Annotated in this window: 14 protein-coding genes; 2 read left to right on the top strand and 12 right to left on the bottom strand. The window is 72.3% G+C overall.

Translation table 11 applies throughout. The annotated features are described in order from the left end of the window. Positions 1 to 80: 80 nt before the first annotated feature. From KV097_RS01225 to KV097_RS01205, 5 genes are all read right to left on the bottom strand, one after another. A complete protein-coding gene (locus KV097_RS01225) occupies positions 81 to 2525 on the bottom strand; it encodes an ABC transporter permease (protein ID WP_220364875.1) in 2445 nt (814 codons plus the stop codon). After that, on the bottom strand, positions 2525 to 3313 hold the full coding sequence (locus KV097_RS01220; RefSeq protein ID WP_220364874.1) for an ABC transporter ATP-binding protein: 789 nt from the start codon (positions 3311 to 3313) through the stop codon (positions 2525 to 2527). Before KV097_RS01220 ends, KV097_RS01225 begins: the two co-directional genes overlap by 1 nt. A gap of 102 nt (positions 3314 to 3415) precedes the next feature. Next, positions 3416 to 4111: a response regulator transcription factor gene (locus KV097_RS01215; RefSeq protein WP_301022180.1), complete on the bottom strand. Its 696-nt coding sequence runs from the start codon at positions 4109 to 4111 to the stop codon at positions 3416 to 3418. Next, the gene (locus KV097_RS19590; protein WP_220364873.1) at positions 4108 to 5289 is read right to left on the bottom strand and encodes a sensor histidine kinase; all 1182 of its coding nucleotides are present in this window, start codon (positions 5287 to 5289) and stop codon (positions 4108 to 4110) included. The genes KV097_RS01215 and KV097_RS19590 overlap by 4 nt, the downstream gene beginning before the upstream one ends. A gap of 63 nt (positions 5290 to 5352) precedes the next feature. Continuing rightward, the gene (locus KV097_RS01205) at positions 5353 to 6315 is read right to left on the bottom strand and encodes a threonine/serine dehydratase (protein ID WP_220364872.1); all 963 of its coding nucleotides are present in this window, start codon (positions 6313 to 6315) and stop codon (positions 5353 to 5355) included. Positions 6316 to 6378: 63 nt separating this feature from the next. Between KV097_RS01205 and KV097_RS01200 the strand changes: the two genes are divergently transcribed. Continuing rightward, positions 6379 to 6636, top strand: coding sequence for a PLDc N-terminal domain-containing protein (locus tag KV097_RS01200; protein WP_220345389.1), 258 nt, complete (start codon positions 6379 to 6381; stop codon positions 6634 to 6636). A gap of 9 nt (positions 6637 to 6645) precedes the next feature. Here KV097_RS01200 and ccsB read toward each other — a convergent pair whose 3' ends face one another. From ccsB to hemL, 6 genes are all read right to left on the bottom strand, one after another. Continuing rightward, positions 6646 to 7650 (bottom strand): c-type cytochrome biogenesis protein CcsB, encoded by a 1005-nt coding sequence (gene ccsB / locus KV097_RS01195; RefSeq protein WP_220364871.1) that lies wholly within the window; start codon positions 7648 to 7650, stop codon positions 6646 to 6648. After that, the gene (locus tag KV097_RS01190) at positions 7647 to 9332 is read right to left on the bottom strand and encodes a cytochrome c biogenesis protein ResB (RefSeq protein WP_220364870.1); all 1686 of its coding nucleotides are present in this window, start codon (positions 9330 to 9332) and stop codon (positions 7647 to 7649) included. Before KV097_RS01190 ends, ccsB begins: the two co-directional genes overlap by 4 nt. Then, positions 9332 to 10066: a cytochrome c biogenesis CcdA family protein gene (locus KV097_RS01185; protein WP_255559003.1), complete on the bottom strand. Its 735-nt coding sequence runs from the start codon at positions 10064 to 10066 to the stop codon at positions 9332 to 9334. Before KV097_RS01185 ends, KV097_RS01190 begins: the two co-directional genes overlap by 1 nt. A gap of 26 nt (positions 10067 to 10092) precedes the next feature. Further along, positions 10093 to 10674: a TlpA disulfide reductase family protein gene (locus KV097_RS01180; protein WP_220364869.1), complete on the bottom strand. Its 582-nt coding sequence runs from the start codon at positions 10672 to 10674 to the stop codon at positions 10093 to 10095. Next, positions 10671 to 11327, bottom strand: coding sequence for a histidine phosphatase family protein (locus tag KV097_RS01175; protein ID WP_220345394.1), 657 nt, complete (start codon positions 11325 to 11327; stop codon positions 10671 to 10673). Before KV097_RS01175 ends, KV097_RS01180 begins: the two co-directional genes overlap by 4 nt. A 72-nt stretch (positions 11328 to 11399) precedes the next feature. Further along, a complete protein-coding gene (gene hemL / locus KV097_RS01170; RefSeq protein ID WP_220342183.1) occupies positions 11400 to 12713 on the bottom strand; it encodes a glutamate-1-semialdehyde 2,1-aminomutase in 1314 nt (437 codons plus the stop codon). Between the two features lie 222 nt (positions 12714 to 12935). On the opposite strand from hemL, the gene KV097_RS18990 reads away from it, so the two are divergent. Next, positions 12936 to 14339, top strand: a complete 1404-nt coding sequence (locus tag KV097_RS18990; protein ID WP_255559002.1) for a lytic transglycosylase domain-containing protein — start codon at positions 12936 to 12938, stop codon at positions 14337 to 14339. Between the two features lie 15 nt (positions 14340 to 14354). On the opposite strand, the gene hemB is transcribed toward KV097_RS18990, so the two are convergent. Continuing rightward, positions 14355 to 15347: a porphobilinogen synthase gene (gene hemB, locus KV097_RS01160; RefSeq protein ID WP_220342184.1), complete on the bottom strand. Its 993-nt coding sequence runs from the start codon at positions 15345 to 15347 to the stop codon at positions 14355 to 14357.

The raw sequence follows: 15347 nt of genomic DNA, 5'->3' as shown, positions 1-15347 counted from the left end.
TCGGTCGCGCTCCGACGACGCGACCTCCTCCATTGTGGCGGGTCGGAGGGCCGCCGGCCGAGTGCGACGCGGACAGAGCGTCAGAGCATCGCGATTCCCTTCGCCGGCGACACCCGCGTGGCCCGCCGTGCCGGGACCACCGAGGCGATCAGACCGGTCGCCGTCGTGGCGGCGAGCACGATCGCGACCTGGAGCCACGGCACCGAGAACGCGACGTCGTCGACGAGACCCTCGGTGAGCGCCCGGACGCCGAGCCATGCGTACGCACCTCCGAGGGTGGTTCCCAGCACGGCGCCGACTCCGGCCATGAGGAGGGCCTCGCCCGCGAGCGTGCGTCGAAGCCCGCCGCGGCTGAGGCCGAGCGCCCGCAGCAGCGCGTTCTCCCGCGAGCGCTCGAGGATCGACAGGCTCAAGGTCCCCGTCATGCCGACGACGGCGATGAGGACCGCGACGGCGAGCAGGCCGACGACGACCGCCAGCATCACGTCGAGCTGCAGGCCGATCCAGGTCCGCTGGACCATGCTTCCGGCGACGTCGGCACCGGCGGACCGGGCGACGGTCGCCGTGTCGGCCATGACCTGTTCCTCGGGCGCCCCACCCTCGCCGCGCGCCCAGACCGCGCGCGGTTCCGCTGCCACGCCCAGCTCGTCGAGCACCCCCGGTCCGACGAGGACGACCTCGCCGAGCGACCCGCCGCCGCGTGGACGGAGGTCGAGCTCGCCGAACGTCGTCCGCAGCCGGGCGCTCTCGCCGTACGAGAGGTCGAGGGCGGTCGAGAGCTCCTCACCGATGACGAGCTCTCCCGGACCCGGGACCACCGTGTCGCCGTGGACGATGCGCGCCGCCGCCGGCGACACCTCCAGCGCCAGCACACGGTGCCCGTCCATCTCGACCTCCCCTCCCGGCAGGGTGGCGACCGAGTCGACGCCGTCGACGCCATCGACGCGGTCCCCGACACCCTCGGCGAGAGGGCCCCCGGCCGCGACCACCCCGACGTCGAGCGCGTACGACGCGTCCAGGTCCCGGTCGATCGACCCGCGCAACGAGGCGGTGCCGATCACCACCATCGTGATGAGCGTGACGCCGATGAGGAGGGAGGTCGCCGTCGAGGCGGTCCGGCGAGGGTTGCGGACGACGTTGTCCGCCGCGAGCCGGCCCGAGACACCGCTGCGTCCGACGACCGGCCCGACCAGCCGGAGGAGGGCGGGGACCAGCAACGGGGCGAGGACGACCACGCCGAGGAACGACGTCATGCCGCCGGCGAGGCCGACCGGGATCAGGTCACCGGTCCCCAGGACCAGGCCGGCGCCACCGACGGACACGAGCACCGTGCCCAGGGCCACGCGGATCCTCCCGGCGCCCCCGGAGAGTCCGGTGGTCTCGTGCGGGCGGAGGGCCTCCAGCGGTGTGAGGCGACCGATCCGGCGAGCAGGCAGGACCGTCGCCCCCACCGCGACCAGCACGCCGAGGGCGAACGGCAGGCCGACGCCGAGCGGGCTCAGCGACACCGCCCCGAAACTGATCCCGGCCGTCCACGCGCGCAGGGCGGCGACGGTCGCGTGCCCGAGTCCCCAGCCGACCAGCACCCCGACCGTCGAGGCCGCCACTCCGAGGGCGAGCGACTCCAGGCGCAGCGAGCGGACGATCTGACGGCGGGTCGCGCCGACGCAGCGCAGCAGCGCGAGCTCACGGCGGCGCTGGGCGAGGACGGTCGTGATGGTGCTCGCGATGACCAGCGTCCCGACGAATGCCGAGATCGCGGCGAACACCAGGACCATCCGCTGGAGAATGTCCACGTCGTTGGTGGCCTCCGCGACCGCGGAGTCGACCCATGCCTCACGATCGGCGACCGGACGCTCGGACCTGTCTGCACCCACGGCAGACCGCAGCGCCTTCCCCGTCGCTGCCGCGGTCGTGTCGGCGACGCGCACGGACACGTCGTCGGCCGTGAGGACGTCACCGAGCCGCGAGCCGACCTGCTCCGAGACGTACACCGTCGATCCCAGCGTGCCGCCCGGGCTCGTCGTAAAGCCGGTGATCGCCACCTCCACCGGGCCGCGTTGCCCGAAGACGCGCACGGTGTCGCCCAGCGCGACGTCGTACCGCTTCGCGCTCGAAGCGGCCATGAGCGCCTCCCGCGGCCGCTGCGGAGCGACTCCGTCGGTGACCTCCTGCCACCTCAGGTCTCGGTCCGCGGCGACTGTGCCGACACTCATCAGCTGCCGGGCCGAGCGGGCCTCCACCTCCACGAAGCCGAGCCGGTTGACGACCGCCCCCTCGACGCCGTCGACGGCCCGGATCTGGTCGACGAGCCGGTCCAGGGTGCGGGAGTCGTCGGCAGACGTGTCCACGACCAGGTCGGCGCCGGCGTACTGCGCGACGACGTCCGACCTGAGCCCGTCACGCGCCGAGCCGCTCAGGGCGTTCACGGCGACCATGAAGGCCACCGACATGACGATGGCGGTGACGGCGGTGACGTAGCGCCGGGAGTGCGCCCGCAAGGACCCCCAGAGCACCGTGCGCATCAGGCGTCCAGTCCGGCGATCGCGGTGACGACGTCCTCGGCGGTGGGGCGCTCGAGCGTCCCGGCCAGCCGCCCGTCTCGCAGCAGCAGCACACGGTCGGCGTACGCGGCCGCGGTCGGCTCGTGCGTCACCATCACGACGGTCTGCGCGAGCTCGTCGACCGAGCGGCGGAGGAAGTCGAGAACCTCGGCGCTGGAGCGGCTGTCCAGGTTGCCGGTCGGCTCGTCGGCGAAGACGACGTCGGGCGAGGAGAGCAGCGCCCGCGCGATCGCGACCCGCTGCTGCTGGCCGCCGGAGAGCTCCGACGGACGGTGCGAGAGTCGGTCGGCGAGGCCGAGCACCTCGATGAGCGTGTCGAAGCGCCGCAAGTCCGGCTCGCGACCCGCCAGGTCCAGCGGGAGCAGGATGTTGTGGCGCGCGGTGAGGGTGGGGAGCAGGTTGAACGCCTGGAACACGAACCCGACGTGCTCACGCCGGAACCTCGTGAGGGCGTTGTCGTCGAGGTCGCCGAGGCCCGTACCCGCGACCTCGACCTCCCCGGAGGTCGGCGAGTCGAGCCCGGCCAGGCAGTGCATGAGCGTGGACTTCCCCGAGCCCGACGGGCCCATGATCGCGGTGAGCCGGGCGCGCTCGATGGTGAGGTCGACGCCGTCGAGAGCCCGGACCTCCGCCGGACCGCGGCCGTAGGTCTTGACGAGCCCGCGGGTCCGCGCGGCCGCCGTGTCGGTGGGGGTCTGGACGCCGCCCGGCACGGCCGAGGCGAGAGAGGAGACAGGGATCGATGACATGACGACCACGCTAGGAACCGCGGCCGTCGTGAGCGTCGACCCGCGGACCCCTCTCCGACGTGCGCGGTCATACCGCGGTCGTACGTGCCAGTGTCCTTCGGCTCAGGTGGTCGGGCGCACCAGCGCGGTGTCGTACGCGAGGACGACGAGCTGCACCCGGTCCCGGCTGCCGGTCTTGGCCAGCAGCCGCCCGATGTGAGTCTTGACGGTCGGCTCCGCGACGACGAGTCGCCTCGCGATCTCGGAGTTGGTGAGCCCTTGCGCGACGAGGACCAGCACCTCGCGCTCTCGATCGGTGAGCATGTCGAGGCGATGGTCGGGGGCGGCCTCACCGTCGGGCAGCTGGTCGGAGAACCGCTCCAGCATCCGCCGGGTCGCACTCGGCGCCACCACCGCGTCGCCGCGGTGCACGTCACGGATCGCGGCCAGCAGCACCTCCGGCGGGGCGTCCTTGAGCAGGAACGCCGACGCGCCAGCCCGCAGTCCGCTGTAGACGTACTCGTCGAGGTCGAACGTCGTGAGCACCACGACACGGGCGGTCGATCCCCGCTCGCTCAGGACACGCGTCGCGGCCACACCGTCCAGCCGCGGCATCCGGACGTCCATCAGCACCACGTCGACGCCGGTCACCGACAGCCGCTCCACGGCCTCGAGCCCGTCGGCCGCCTCGCCGACGACCTCCATGTCCGGCTGCGACTCCACCAGCATCCGGAAGCCCGCCCGGACCAGCTGCTGGTCGTCGACGAGGAACACCCGCAGCGGGCGCTCGGACGACCCCTCCTCGGGCAGGTCGCTCACCTGGTCTCCTTCCCGTACGGGATGCGGGCCTCGACCCGGAACCCGCCACTGGCCAATGGTCCGGCCACGACCGTGCCGTCGTGGATGGCGATGCGCTCCCGGATGCCGCGGATGCCGTGTCCTCCGCGCGGCGAGGGTCCGGCAGCCACCGGCTGGGTGCCCCCGTCGTCCTCGACGCAGACCAGCACGTGGTCGGGGAGCACACCGACCTGGACCCGCGTGCGGACGCCGGCGCCGGCGTGCTTGAGGGTGTTGGTGAGCGCCTCCTGCACCACGCGGTAGACGGTCAGTCCGGTGGTCGTGTCGACCGCCGACAGGTCTCCCGTGACCTCGGCACGGACGTCCAGCCCGCTGCGGCGCACCTGGTCGACCAGGGTCGGCACGTCGGTCGCCGTCGGCATGGGCGCCCGCTGCGTCGCGTCGGAGGCGTCGTCGTCGCGCAGGAGCCCGAGCAGGCGGCGCATCTCGGCGAGGGACTGGCGCGACGTGCGCGAGATCGTCTCGAGGGTCTCGCTCGCCGCCTCGGGCCGCGTCCTCGAGGCGTAGAGCGCGCCGTCGGCCTGGACGACGATCACCGACAGGCTGTGCGCGACGACGTCGTGCATCTCGCGGGCGATCCGTGCGCGTTCGGCCGCGGCGGCGATCTGTGCCTGCTGCTCGGCGTCACGCTCGAGCTGGCGGGCCCGCTCCTCCAGGCCGACGACGTACTCCCGCCGCGTGCGCATGTAGGCGCCGAAGGACCACGGCGCAGCGACGACGAGGCTCATGACGACGATGTTGCCGACGATGCTGGACTCGGGCGAGGACGCGTACCAGTCGAGGGTCGAGAGGAGCACCCCGAGGAAGCCGACGCCGAGCCCGGCACGCCGAGCCCAGAGCGGGCCGTACGCGGCGACGGAGTAGAGCGCGACGAGGAGGGCGACGTCGGCGTAGAGCGGTTCGTCGGTCAGGACCAGCTGGCCCGCCAGCAGCAGCGACACGAGCGTGAACGACGCCACCGGGCGTGTACGGCGCCATGCCAGCGCCAGGAGGATGAGGATCTGGTAGCCCGCCTCGCCGGCGGTGCCCGCGGTGCCCAGGTTGAGCGCGAAGGGGACGAGCGGCAGGGCGAGTGCGCCGGCCAGGGCCGCGTCCACCGCGAAGGGGTGGTCACGCGTCCACGCCGTCACTCTCCTCACCTGGCCAGGGTAGGCGGCCGGAGCCGCTCGCCCATCAGACCGTGGTCTGATCCTGTCGACGGGTCAGACCAGCCGAGCGAGCACCGCCGGGTCGATGTTGGCCCCCGAGGCGATCGCGACCGTGGTCCCGGCGGTGTCACCGACCACGCCCTTGAGCACAGCCGCCGCAGCGACCGCACCGCTCGGCTCGACGACCACCCGGGCGCCGCGCACGACGGCGCCCACCGCCGCGAGGATCTCCTCCTCGGAGACCGTGACCACGTCATCGACGTAGGCCGTGATGTGGTCCCAGTTCAGCACGCCGACCGAGTCCGTGCGGAGCCCGTCGGCGACCGTCCGAGACGTGTCGGCGACCGACCAGACCCTGCGCTCCCCCGCCGCCCAGCCCTCCGCGAGGTCTGCCGCGAGCTCCGGCTCGACCGCGACCACCCGGACGTCCGGGCGCAGAGCCTTGACCGCCGCGGCGACGCCGCTCACCAGGCCGCCGCCGCTGACCGGGACGACCACCGTCGCCAGGTCGGGAACCTGCTCGACGATCTCCAGCCCGACCGTGCCCTGGCCGGCGATGACGCGCGCGTCGTCGTACGGCGGGATCAGCGCGGCACCGGTCTCCGCGGCGATCTCCTCCGCACGCGCGTGCCGCTGCGAGGGGGCGACCATGACGACGTCCACACCCCACCGACGGGTCGCGGCGACCTTGACCTCGGGGGCGTTGTCGGGGATCACGATGGTCGCGTGGACCCCGGCGACACGGGCCGCGTACGCGACGGCCTGCGCGTGGTTGCCCGACGAGTGGGTCACGACGCCCGCACGACGCTGCGCGTCGTCGAGAAGGGCCACGGCGTTGGTGGCGCCGCGCAGCTTGAACGCTCCGGTCGGCTGGAGCCCTTCCGCCTTCACGGCCCACGGGACGCTGCCCTCCGGCGTCACGAACGGGACCACCGGCGTCCGCAGACAGGTGCCGGCGATCCTTTCGGCCGCGGCCCGGATGTCGTCGAGGCCGACCAGGGAGGATGCGATGCTCATGTCGCCAGCCTAGGGCGGCTCCTGGGCCTGCCGACGGTTCGGGCGCACCGGTACCCTGGCCGCATGGGCAAGGCGATTCCGGTCATCATCGTCGTGGCGTTCGCGGTGTACGCGCTGTTCGACGTCATCGCCACACCGCCGGACCGGGTCCGTTATCTCCCGAAGCCGCTCTGGGCGATCGTCGCGCTGGTGCCCGCCCTCGGAGTCGCGACGTGGCTCGTCTTCGGCAAGGTGCGCACCAAGCCTGCCGGCCCTCCGCGGCCCCAGCGCCCCATCGCGCGCGGCCCGGACGACGACCCCGACTTCCTGCGGGGCCTCTGAGCCCGGAGGCTACTTCGCGTACGAGTGGAGGCCGGGGAAGAAGAGGTTCACGCCGACGAAGTTGAACACGAACGTCGCGAACGCGATCAGGGCGAGGATCGCGGCGGCCCTGCCCTTCCAGCCCGCTGTGGCGCGGGCGTGGAGGTAGCCGGCGTAGGCCACCCAGGTGATGAACGCCCAGACCTCCTTCGGGTCCCACCCCCACGGACGACCCCACGCATGCTCCGCCCAGATGGGCCCGGAGATCAGGGCCGCGAACGTCCAGACAGGGAACGAGAAGGCGGTCACGCGGTAGGCGAGCTGGTCCATCGCGGCGGCCTTGGGCAGCCGGCCGAGGTAGCCCTTGGCGCCACCCCTCGCGTCGGCGCGGGCGCGCAGCAGGTAGAGCACCGAGGCGCCGGCCCCGACGAGGAAGCCCGCGCCGGCGACCATCGCCGAGATGACGTGGATGACGAGCCAGTACGAGTCGAGAGCCGGCACGAGCGGACCGGCCGGCACGTACACCGTCATCGAAAGACCGAGCACGACCACCGAGAAGCCGAGGACGATCGGCGCCAGCCACTGGACCTGCATGAGGACGACCATCACGAGGTAGCCGGCGAGGACGACGGCGATCCCGGTGGTCGCGAACTCGTACATGTTGCCCCACGGGACCCGCTCGGCCGCCAGACCGCGCCCGACGACGCCGGCGAGGAGCACGAGGAAGCCGAGGACGGTCAGCGAGAGCGCGACACGGCCGAAGAGGTCGGAGCGTTCCTCGGCGGTCTCGGCCGCGGCGTCGGTCGTCGCCGTGGTCGTCGCGCCAGAGGCGTCCGACGACCCAGCACCCGACCCAGCCACCGAGATCGCCGCGTCCGCGAGCGCGGGCTCGACGGCGCGGGCCGAGCGTTCGGCCCGGACGGCCTTCGAGCCGAACGCCCACTGCGCGACCGACGCCAGCCACGCCAGCGCCAGCACCGCGGTCGCCGACGCGATCGCGGCGTTGGAGAAGTTGGCCCAGTCCTCGAGTGTCATCCCTCGTCCTCGCTCGTACGGCGCGATCCTGTCGCTCCCACCGCGGCGTCATCGGTCTCCGACGCCGCGTCGTAGTCCTTGCCAGTATGCCCCGTGCGCTCGACGAGCCGCTCCGTGAGGTCGTCGACGCTCTGCGCGACGTCGCTGCGAGGGACGCGGTCCAGCGCGGCGACCTCGACCACGGTCACGCCGTCCTCGCGTCGACGAGCGCGGACCCACGTCCGTCGCGGTCTGATCGTCAGCGACAGGATCAGACCCATCACGCCGACCGAGACGCCCCACAGCGGAACCATCACGCCGGGCTGGGCGCTGAACTGGAAGCGGACGAACTGCCGGAGCTCCACGAACTCGACCGTCCCTGCGCCGTCCGGGAGCGAGACGCTCTGGCCCGGCCCGAGCATGATCCGCAACGGCTCCCCGTCGTCACCGGTGAACTGCGTGAGGTTGTCCTTGTCCAAGATGTAGACCGACTGGGTCTCGCCGTCGTCCAGCCCGAGGTCGCCGTAGTAGGCGAACAGTCCGAGCAACGGGTTCGCGGCGGCCGGGTGCGCCGAGACCGGGATGTCGTCGTCACCGGTCGAGACGGCGGTGGGGAGGAAGAAGCCCTGGAAGCCGAGCTGCTGGGGTCGCGCGTCGGCGACCTTCACCACGCCGTTGGACGTGTAGCTCGGGTCGGAAGGAAGGAACGGCACCGCATCCTCGAACACGACGCGACCGTTGCCGTCCTTCACCCGGATCACCGGGGCATATCCCTGGCCCACGAGGTAGACCGACGCACCGTCGACCCGCAGCGGATGGTTGACCTTCAGCTCGTACGGACGCGGCTCGTCACCAGGGCGGTCGGTGACGGTCCCGGTCGCGACGAAGTCGCGTGGCGCCCCGCGCTGCGGTCCGTCGGTCTCGAACGTCGCGTCGAAGTCGTCGAGCGTCAGCGAGAAGGGCGGCAGGTCGTCGGTGTCGAACAGGCCCCCGGAGGTGAACTCGTCGAACTGGGTGAGCGTGTTGGAGAAGCCGCTGCCCTCGGTGACGATGGCGTTGCCGCGATAGCCGAGCAGGCTCATCGACGCCACGCCGACCAGCACGACCACGAGGCTGACATGGAAGACGAGGTTGCCGAGCTCGCGCAGGTAGCCGGTCTCCGCACGGACCTCGCCCTCGACGACGTCCCCGGAGGCGTCGGCGTCGGTGACCGTGTCCTTGCGGGCGCGACCGAGGGCCCCCCGGGCGGCGGCCAGGACCGTCTCGACGTCGGCGGTCGTCTCGTACGTCGCCGACGCCGGGAGCCGGGAGAAGTTCTTGGGGGCACGCGGCGGACGGGCCCGCAGCGCGGAGGCATACACGCCCACGCGCGGGATGATGCAGCCCACCAGCGACACCATCAGCAGGATGTAGATCGCGCTGAACCAGACCGACGTGTAGACGTGGAAGGCCCCCAGCGTGTCGAGCACAGGCGCCAGGTCGGGGTGACGCTCGAAGTAGGCCTGGACGGCGCGGGCGTCGACCGACCGCTGCGGCACGATCGAGCCCGGGACCGCCGCGAGCGCGAGCAGGAGCAGGAGGAACAGCGCCGTACGCATCGACGTCAGCTGTCGCCACGCCCACCGGGCCGTCTCCACGAACGAGAGCGCCGGGGCAGCGCCTCCACGGCCCTTCTTGGTCGGAGCCCGTCGATCGTCTGCCATCACACCACCGGCCTGAAGCTGCCGACCCACGAGGTCAGCTCCGTCATCAGCTGCCCCCACAGCCCTGTCACGAGGAGCACGCCGACGACGACGAGCAACCCTCCACCCACGAGGGAGATCACCCGCTGGTGCCTGCGCACCCAGGAGGTCGCCCGCGCGAAGCGGCTGAACGCCACCGCCGCCAGCAGGAACGGGATGCCCAGCCCGAGGCAGTACACGAAAGTGAGGAACGCGCCACGACCCGCCGTGCCCTCGCCGTAGGCGAGGGTGAGCACCGCGCCCAGCGCGGGCCCGATGCACGGCGTCCACCCGATCGCGAACAGCACCCCGAGCAGCGGGGCGACCGCGAGGCCGACCGACGGCACGGCGTGGATCCGGACGTCACGCTGGAGCCACGGGACGAAGCCCATGAAGCCCAGGCCCAAGACGATGACGACGACTCCCATCACGATCGCGATCGGCCGCTCGTACTCCCTGAGCTCGTAGCCGATCGAGCCGAAGAGCACCCCGTAGGAGACGAAGACGGCGCTGAAGCCCAGCACGAAGAGCACCGCGCCGGCGAGCAGTCTCCCGCGCTGCCTGGCCGACTTGCCGTCTGCCGCCACCTCGGCCGCGGTCATCCCCGAGACGTAGGAGAGATAACCCGGGAGCAACGGCACGACGCACGGCGAGAAGAAGGACACGAGCCCTGCCAGGAGCGCGACGGCCGTGGCGACCAGCAGCGATCCGGACATGACGGCGTCTGAGGCCCATCCACCCATCAGACCGCTCCCGCTTCCTCGATGAGACCCCGCAGCGTCGACTCCGTGATCGAGCCGAGGATGCGGGCCGAGACGGTCCCGTCCGGGGCGATCACCCAGGTCGTCGGGACCGCCATCGACGGGAGGCTGTCGCGGAAGCCGAGCACGGCCTGACCGGTGCGGTCGAAGATCGAGGGGTAGCCGATGTCGAAGTTCTCGTCGTAGGCCAGCGCGGCCGCGCGGGAGTCGCGGATATTGATGCCCAGGAACTGCACGTCGTCACCGGTCTCGGCGTCGAGCGCGGCGAACGCGGGCGCCTCGACCCGGCAGTCGGCGCACCACGAGCCCCAGACGTTCACGACGACTGTCTTGCCGGCGAAGTCGGACAGCGCGATCGGGTCGCCCTCGAGGGTCTCCCCGGACAGCTCCGGGGCCGGCTCGCGCTCGGCCGGCTTCGGCACGGTGATGCTGCCGTCGCCGGCCACGAAGCCACCCGTCGTCTCGTCTGCCTGCGTCGACGACGAGCAGCCGGCGAGCAGCGCCACCGCGGCGACGGAGGCGAGCAGTCGCGCAGCGAGAGGACGGATGGCGTGGGAGGTCATGCGCCGCCGACGAACTTCTTGCGCAGCTTGGCGGGGATGAGGTCACCGGCCGGCTCGTTGTAGGCGACCGCCACCGGCACGTCGCCCTCGTAGGTCACCGAGGTGACGCTCGCGAGGGAGCACTGGCGTCGGCGGGGGTCGTGGAGGTAGCGGCGTCGCTCGACGGTCAGCCGTGAGACCCAGATCGGCAGCTGGTGCGAGACGATCACGGCCTCGTGCCCGCGCGCCGCGTCCCGTGCGTCCGCCATCGCGGCGAGCATCCGGGCGGCGATCTGCGTGTACGGCTCGCCCCAGGACGGCTTGGAGGGGTTGCGCAGCATCCACCACGTGACGGGGTGCCGGAGGGACCCGTCACCGACGCCGAACGTCTTGCCCTCGAACCGGTTGCCCGCCTCGATGACACGCGGATCGGTGGTCACCTCGAGGCCCAGCGTCGCGGCGATGGGCTGCATCGTCTCCTGCGCGCGCTCGAGGGGCGAGGCCACCAGGTGCGTGACGTCGCCACCGTCGAAGTACTCCGCGCCCCGCTCGGCCATCTGGCGGCCAAGGTCGGAGAGGTGGTAGTCGGGGAGGCGTCCGTAGAGGACACCAGCGGGGTTGTGCACCTCGCCGTGCCGCATCAGGTGGACGATGGTGCGGTCCTGGGTCGTCATGGGGTCATTCTCGCGGGTCGTTCGAGGATTGCGGTGGGGTGGTCGCCCAGCAGGGCCGAGAAGGCACGCCGGTCAGGCCCGGAGCGCCTCGGCGGCAGCCTGGGCCGCCGGCACGAGAGCCCGCTCGACGGTGTCGAGGGCATCGTCGTCGAGGGCGTGAGAGACGAACCACGCCTCGAACGCGCTCGGCGGCAGGTAGACGCCGTTGTCGAGCATCGCGTGGAAGAACGCCCGGTACGCCGGCTGGCTCTGCGCCTGCGCGTCGGCGAAGTCGACGACGGCGTCCGTACGGCCGAGGAAGGCGCTGAAGAGGTTGCCCGCGGCCTGGACGACATGAGGCACACCGGCCGCGTCGAGGGCCTTGTCCACCAACCCCTGGAGGGTGGTCGAGACGGCGTCGAGGTGGGCGTACACGTCGTCGGTGGCCAGGCGCAGCGTCGTGAGGCCGGCTGTCGTGGCCACCGGGTTCCCCGAGAGGGTGCCCGCCTGGTAGACCGGACCCTCCGGTGCGAGCTGTCGCATGATCTCCTCGCGACCACCGAACGCCGCCGCGGGGAACCCACCACCCATGACCTTGCCGAACGTCATCAGGTCGGGGGCCCACCCTTCGTGGGCACCGTCCAGACCCCAGTGCCCGCTGCGGCTGACCCGGAAGCCGGTCATGACCTCGTCGGAGACGAACAGGGCGCCGTGGGACCGGCAGGTCTCGGCAAGGAACGCGTTGAAGCCGGGAAGCGGCGGGACGGCGCCCATGTTGCCGGGCGCAGCCTCGGTGATGACGCAGGCGATCTGCGCGCCGTGCTCGGCGAAGGCCGCCGCGACGGCCTCGCGGTCGTTGTAGGGCAGCACGATCGTCTGTGCGGTCGACGCCGTGGGGATGCCCGGCGTGCCCGGGAGCCCGAACGTGACGACGCCCGAGCCCGCCTCGACCAGGAGCGCGTCGACGTGGCCGTGGTAGCAGCCGGCGAACTTCACGATCAGGTCGCGGCCGGTCCAGCCGCGGGCCAGCCGGATCGCCGACATGGTGGCTTCGGTGCCCGAGGACACCATGCGCACCAGGTCGACCGGGGTACGAGCGACGATCTCCTCGGCCAGGGCGACCTCCGGCTCGCTCGGCGTGCCGAAGGAGGTCCCACGACTCGCCGCGTCGCGGACGGCCTCGATGACCTCTGGGCGCGCGTGGCCCAGGAGCATCGGCCCCCAGGAGGCCACCAGGTCGACGTAGGTGTTGCCGTCGACGTCGGTGAGGATCGCGCCGCGACCCTCGCGCATGAAGCGGGGCGTGCCCCCGACAGCGCGGAAGGCGCGGACCGGGGAGTTCACTCCACCCGGCGACACGGCACGGGCGCGATCGAACAGCTGATGGGAGATCTCGGATCCGGACACCCTGCCATTGTCCCTGACGGGCCAAGCGCGCCCGAGCCGACGAGCGGCGGCGGTCCGCGGGCTCCGCAGGTACGCGGCGGTGACCCAACATCGCGTCTAGGCTGGAGGCTAAGGATGTGCTGAGACGGTGGCCACATCACGCCACCCTCACCTAGGGTGAGCGGTGGACGGACAGTGTCACACCAGGTTCGGGTTCGGGCCACGAGGGAGTTGATCGGCGGCATGGGGGCAGCACGCAGAGGCCAGAAGGCCAACGGCAAGCGCACCAGCTGGTGGCAGACCACCGCTGCGCTCCTGCCCTGCGCGATGATCGCCGGCGCCTGGGGCGCTGCCGTCGCCCTTCCCAAGCAGCCCGGGCCTGTGGACAGCGCCGCCTACTCCGCGTACGCCGAGGGCTCCCCGCAGGTCCCGGTCACCGGCCCCGACCTCCAGGTCACGCCCCTCCAGGACCCCGTCGAGCAGCAGTCGTCCAGCAACGCCGTCACTCCCGCCGCGCTCGTCGGCGCACCGTCGGACATCCCCGGACCCGCGCTCGCCGCCTACCAGCGTGCCGCCAACGTCATGGCGGTCACCAAGCCGGAGTGCAAGCTGTCCTGGGAGCTCCTCGCCGCGATCGGCCGGGTCGAGTCCAACCACGGCCAGTTCGGCGGCGCGACGGTGACCAGCACCGGCGCCACCTCGCGCGCCATCATCGGCATCGCGCTCGACGGCACCAACAACACCGCACGCATCCCGGACACCGACAAGGGCGCCTGGGACGGCGACGCGAAGTGGGACCGCGCGGTCGGCCCGATGCAGTTCATCCCCTCCACGTGGTCCTCGGTCGGCGTGGACGCCGACGGCGACGGCAAGGCCGACCCCAACAACATGAACGACGCAGCGCTCGGCGCGGCGGTCTACCTCTGCGTGGGCGGCCACGACCTCAGCGTCGAGGCAGGCGCGCGCGCCGCCCTCATGTCCTACAACCGTTCGACGGCGTACGCCGACCAGGTGCTCGCGCTCGCGGCGAGGTACGGATCGTCCAGCCCCGTCTCGATTCTCCCCAGCTTCCCCTACCCGAGCAGCCCGGTCGCGCCGCTCGGGCCGGTCGGACCCCGACCTCCGGCCGCCGGCGTTCCCGGTGGCCCTGGAGCCGGCGGTTCGCAGCCGACGCCGACGATCGTGGCGCTCGGGATCGAGAAGCCGCCGACGCCGAAGCCGCTCGACCCCGGCGGCATCACCTCGCCCAAGCCCGGCACGCCGACGGTTCCCACGAAGCCGCCGACCAAGCCTCCGACGGATCCCACCAAGCCTCCGACGGATCCCACGAAGCCGCCGACCACGCCGCCGACCAAGCCGCCGACCAAGCCGCCGACGGATCCCACCAAGCCGCCGACCGACCCGACCGACCCGACGACGCCTCCGACGACCGAGCCGCCCGCCACGACCGAGCCGCCCGCCACGACCGAGCCGCCCGCCACGACGGAGCCGGACCCGGAGCCGACGACGGCAGAGCTGGCCCAGGCGTTCTGCGCGACGCTCGACGTCAGTGCAGACACGCTCCAGACGTGCATCGCGGCCTACGTCGGGGCTGCTCCCAACGGCACCGAGGCGGCGAAGGCCGCCGCCCGCGCCGCCGCCGTCTGACCGCGGAGGCCAGGCTCAGCGTGCGAGCCGCGCGGCGAACTCGCTCGCCCAGTAGGTGAGCACGATGTCGGCTCCGGCACGCCGGATCGACACGAGGGTCTCGGCGATCGCCGCCTCACGGTCGATCCAGCCCTGCGCGGCGGCCGCTTCGACCATCGCGTACTCGCCAGAGATGTTGTACGCCGCCACGGGCACGTCGACGGAGGCGCGCACCGAGGCGACGACGTCGAGGAAGCCCATCGCCGGCTTCACCATCACCAGGTCCGCACCCTCCGCGACGTCGAGGGCGACCTCGCGCAGGGCCTCGCGACCGTTGGCCGGGTCCTGCTGGTACGTACGCCGGTCGCCGACCAGCGTCGAGTCGACGGCCTCGCGGAACGGCCCGTAGAAGGCCGACGCGTACTTCGCTGCGTAGGCGAGCACGCCGGTGTCGGTGAAGCCTTCGGCGTCCAGCGCCCGCCGTACGACCCCGACCTGTCCGTCCATCATCCCGCTGGGTCCGAGCAGGTGGGCGCCCGCCCGAGCCTGGGCGAGCGCCATCTCGGCATAGATCTCCAGGGTCGCGTCGTTGTCCACGCGCCCCTCGGCGTCGAGCACACCGCAGTGCCCGTGGTCGGTGAATTCGTCGAGGCACAGGTCCGACATCACCACGAGCTCGTCCCCCACCTCGGAGCGCGCGTCGCGGATCGCCACGTTGAGGATCCCGTCCTCGTCGGTCGCGCCCGAGCCGGTGGCGTCCTTGCGGGTGGGCACCCCGAACAGCATGACTCCCCCGAGACCCAGCTCCGCGGCTTCGGCGACCGCCTTGCGTGCCGAGTCGCGCGTGTGCTGGACGACCCCCGGCATGCTCGAGATGGCTCGCGGCTCGGTGAGCCCTTCCGCCACGAACATCGGCAGCACCAGCTGTCGCGCCTCGACCGACGTCTCCGAGACCAGCCGGCGCATGGCCGGCGTGGTGCGGAGACGTCGGGGCCGGACGTCAGGGAACGAGCCGTCGCGATCGACCAT

The organism is Mumia sp. zg.B17, from assembly GCF_019550915.1.
Classification (GTDB): Bacteria; Actinomycetota; Actinomycetes; order Propionibacteriales; family Nocardioidaceae; genus Mumia.
The sequence above is the reverse complement of the archived record's forward strand: the minus strand, read 5'-3'. Positions and strand labels throughout refer to the sequence as shown.

Excerpts from the sequence above, each read along its gene's own strand:
- KV097_RS01225 (WP_220364875.1), bottom strand. The coding sequence starts at position 2,525 with ATGCGCACGGTGCTCTGGGGGTCCTTGCGGGCGCACTCCCGGCGCTAC.
- KV097_RS01220 (WP_220364874.1), bottom strand. The coding sequence starts at position 3,313 with ATGTCATCGATCCCTGTCTCCTCTCTCGCCTCGGCCGTGCCGGGCGGC.
- KV097_RS01205 (WP_220364872.1), bottom strand. The coding sequence starts at position 6,315 with ATGAGCATCGCATCCTCCCTGGTCGGCCTCGACGACATCCGGGCCGCG.
- KV097_RS01200 (WP_220345389.1), top strand. The coding sequence starts at position 6,379 with ATGGGCAAGGCGATTCCGGTCATCATCGTCGTGGCGTTCGCGGTGTAC.
- ccsB (WP_220364871.1), bottom strand. The coding sequence starts at position 7,650 with ATGACACTCGAGGACTGGGCCAACTTCTCCAACGCCGCGATCGCGTCG.
- KV097_RS01190 (WP_220364870.1), bottom strand. The coding sequence starts at position 9,332 with ATGGCAGACGATCGACGGGCTCCGACCAAGAAGGGCCGTGGAGGCGCT.
- KV097_RS01185 (WP_255559003.1), bottom strand. The coding sequence starts at position 10,066 with ATGTCCGGATCGCTGCTGGTCGCCACGGCCGTCGCGCTCCTGGCAGGG.
- KV097_RS01180 (WP_220364869.1), bottom strand. The coding sequence starts at position 10,674 with ATGACCTCCCACGCCATCCGTCCTCTCGCTGCGCGACTGCTCGCCTCC.
- KV097_RS01175 (WP_220345394.1), bottom strand. The coding sequence starts at position 11,327 with ATGACGACCCAGGACCGCACCATCGTCCACCTGATGCGGCACGGCGAG.
- KV097_RS18990 (WP_255559002.1), top strand. The coding sequence starts at position 12,936 with ATGGGGGCAGCACGCAGAGGCCAGAAGGCCAACGGCAAGCGCACCAGC.
- hemB (WP_220342184.1), bottom strand. The coding sequence starts at position 15,347 with ATGGTCGATCGCGACGGCTCGTTCCCTGACGTCCGGCCCCGACGTCTC.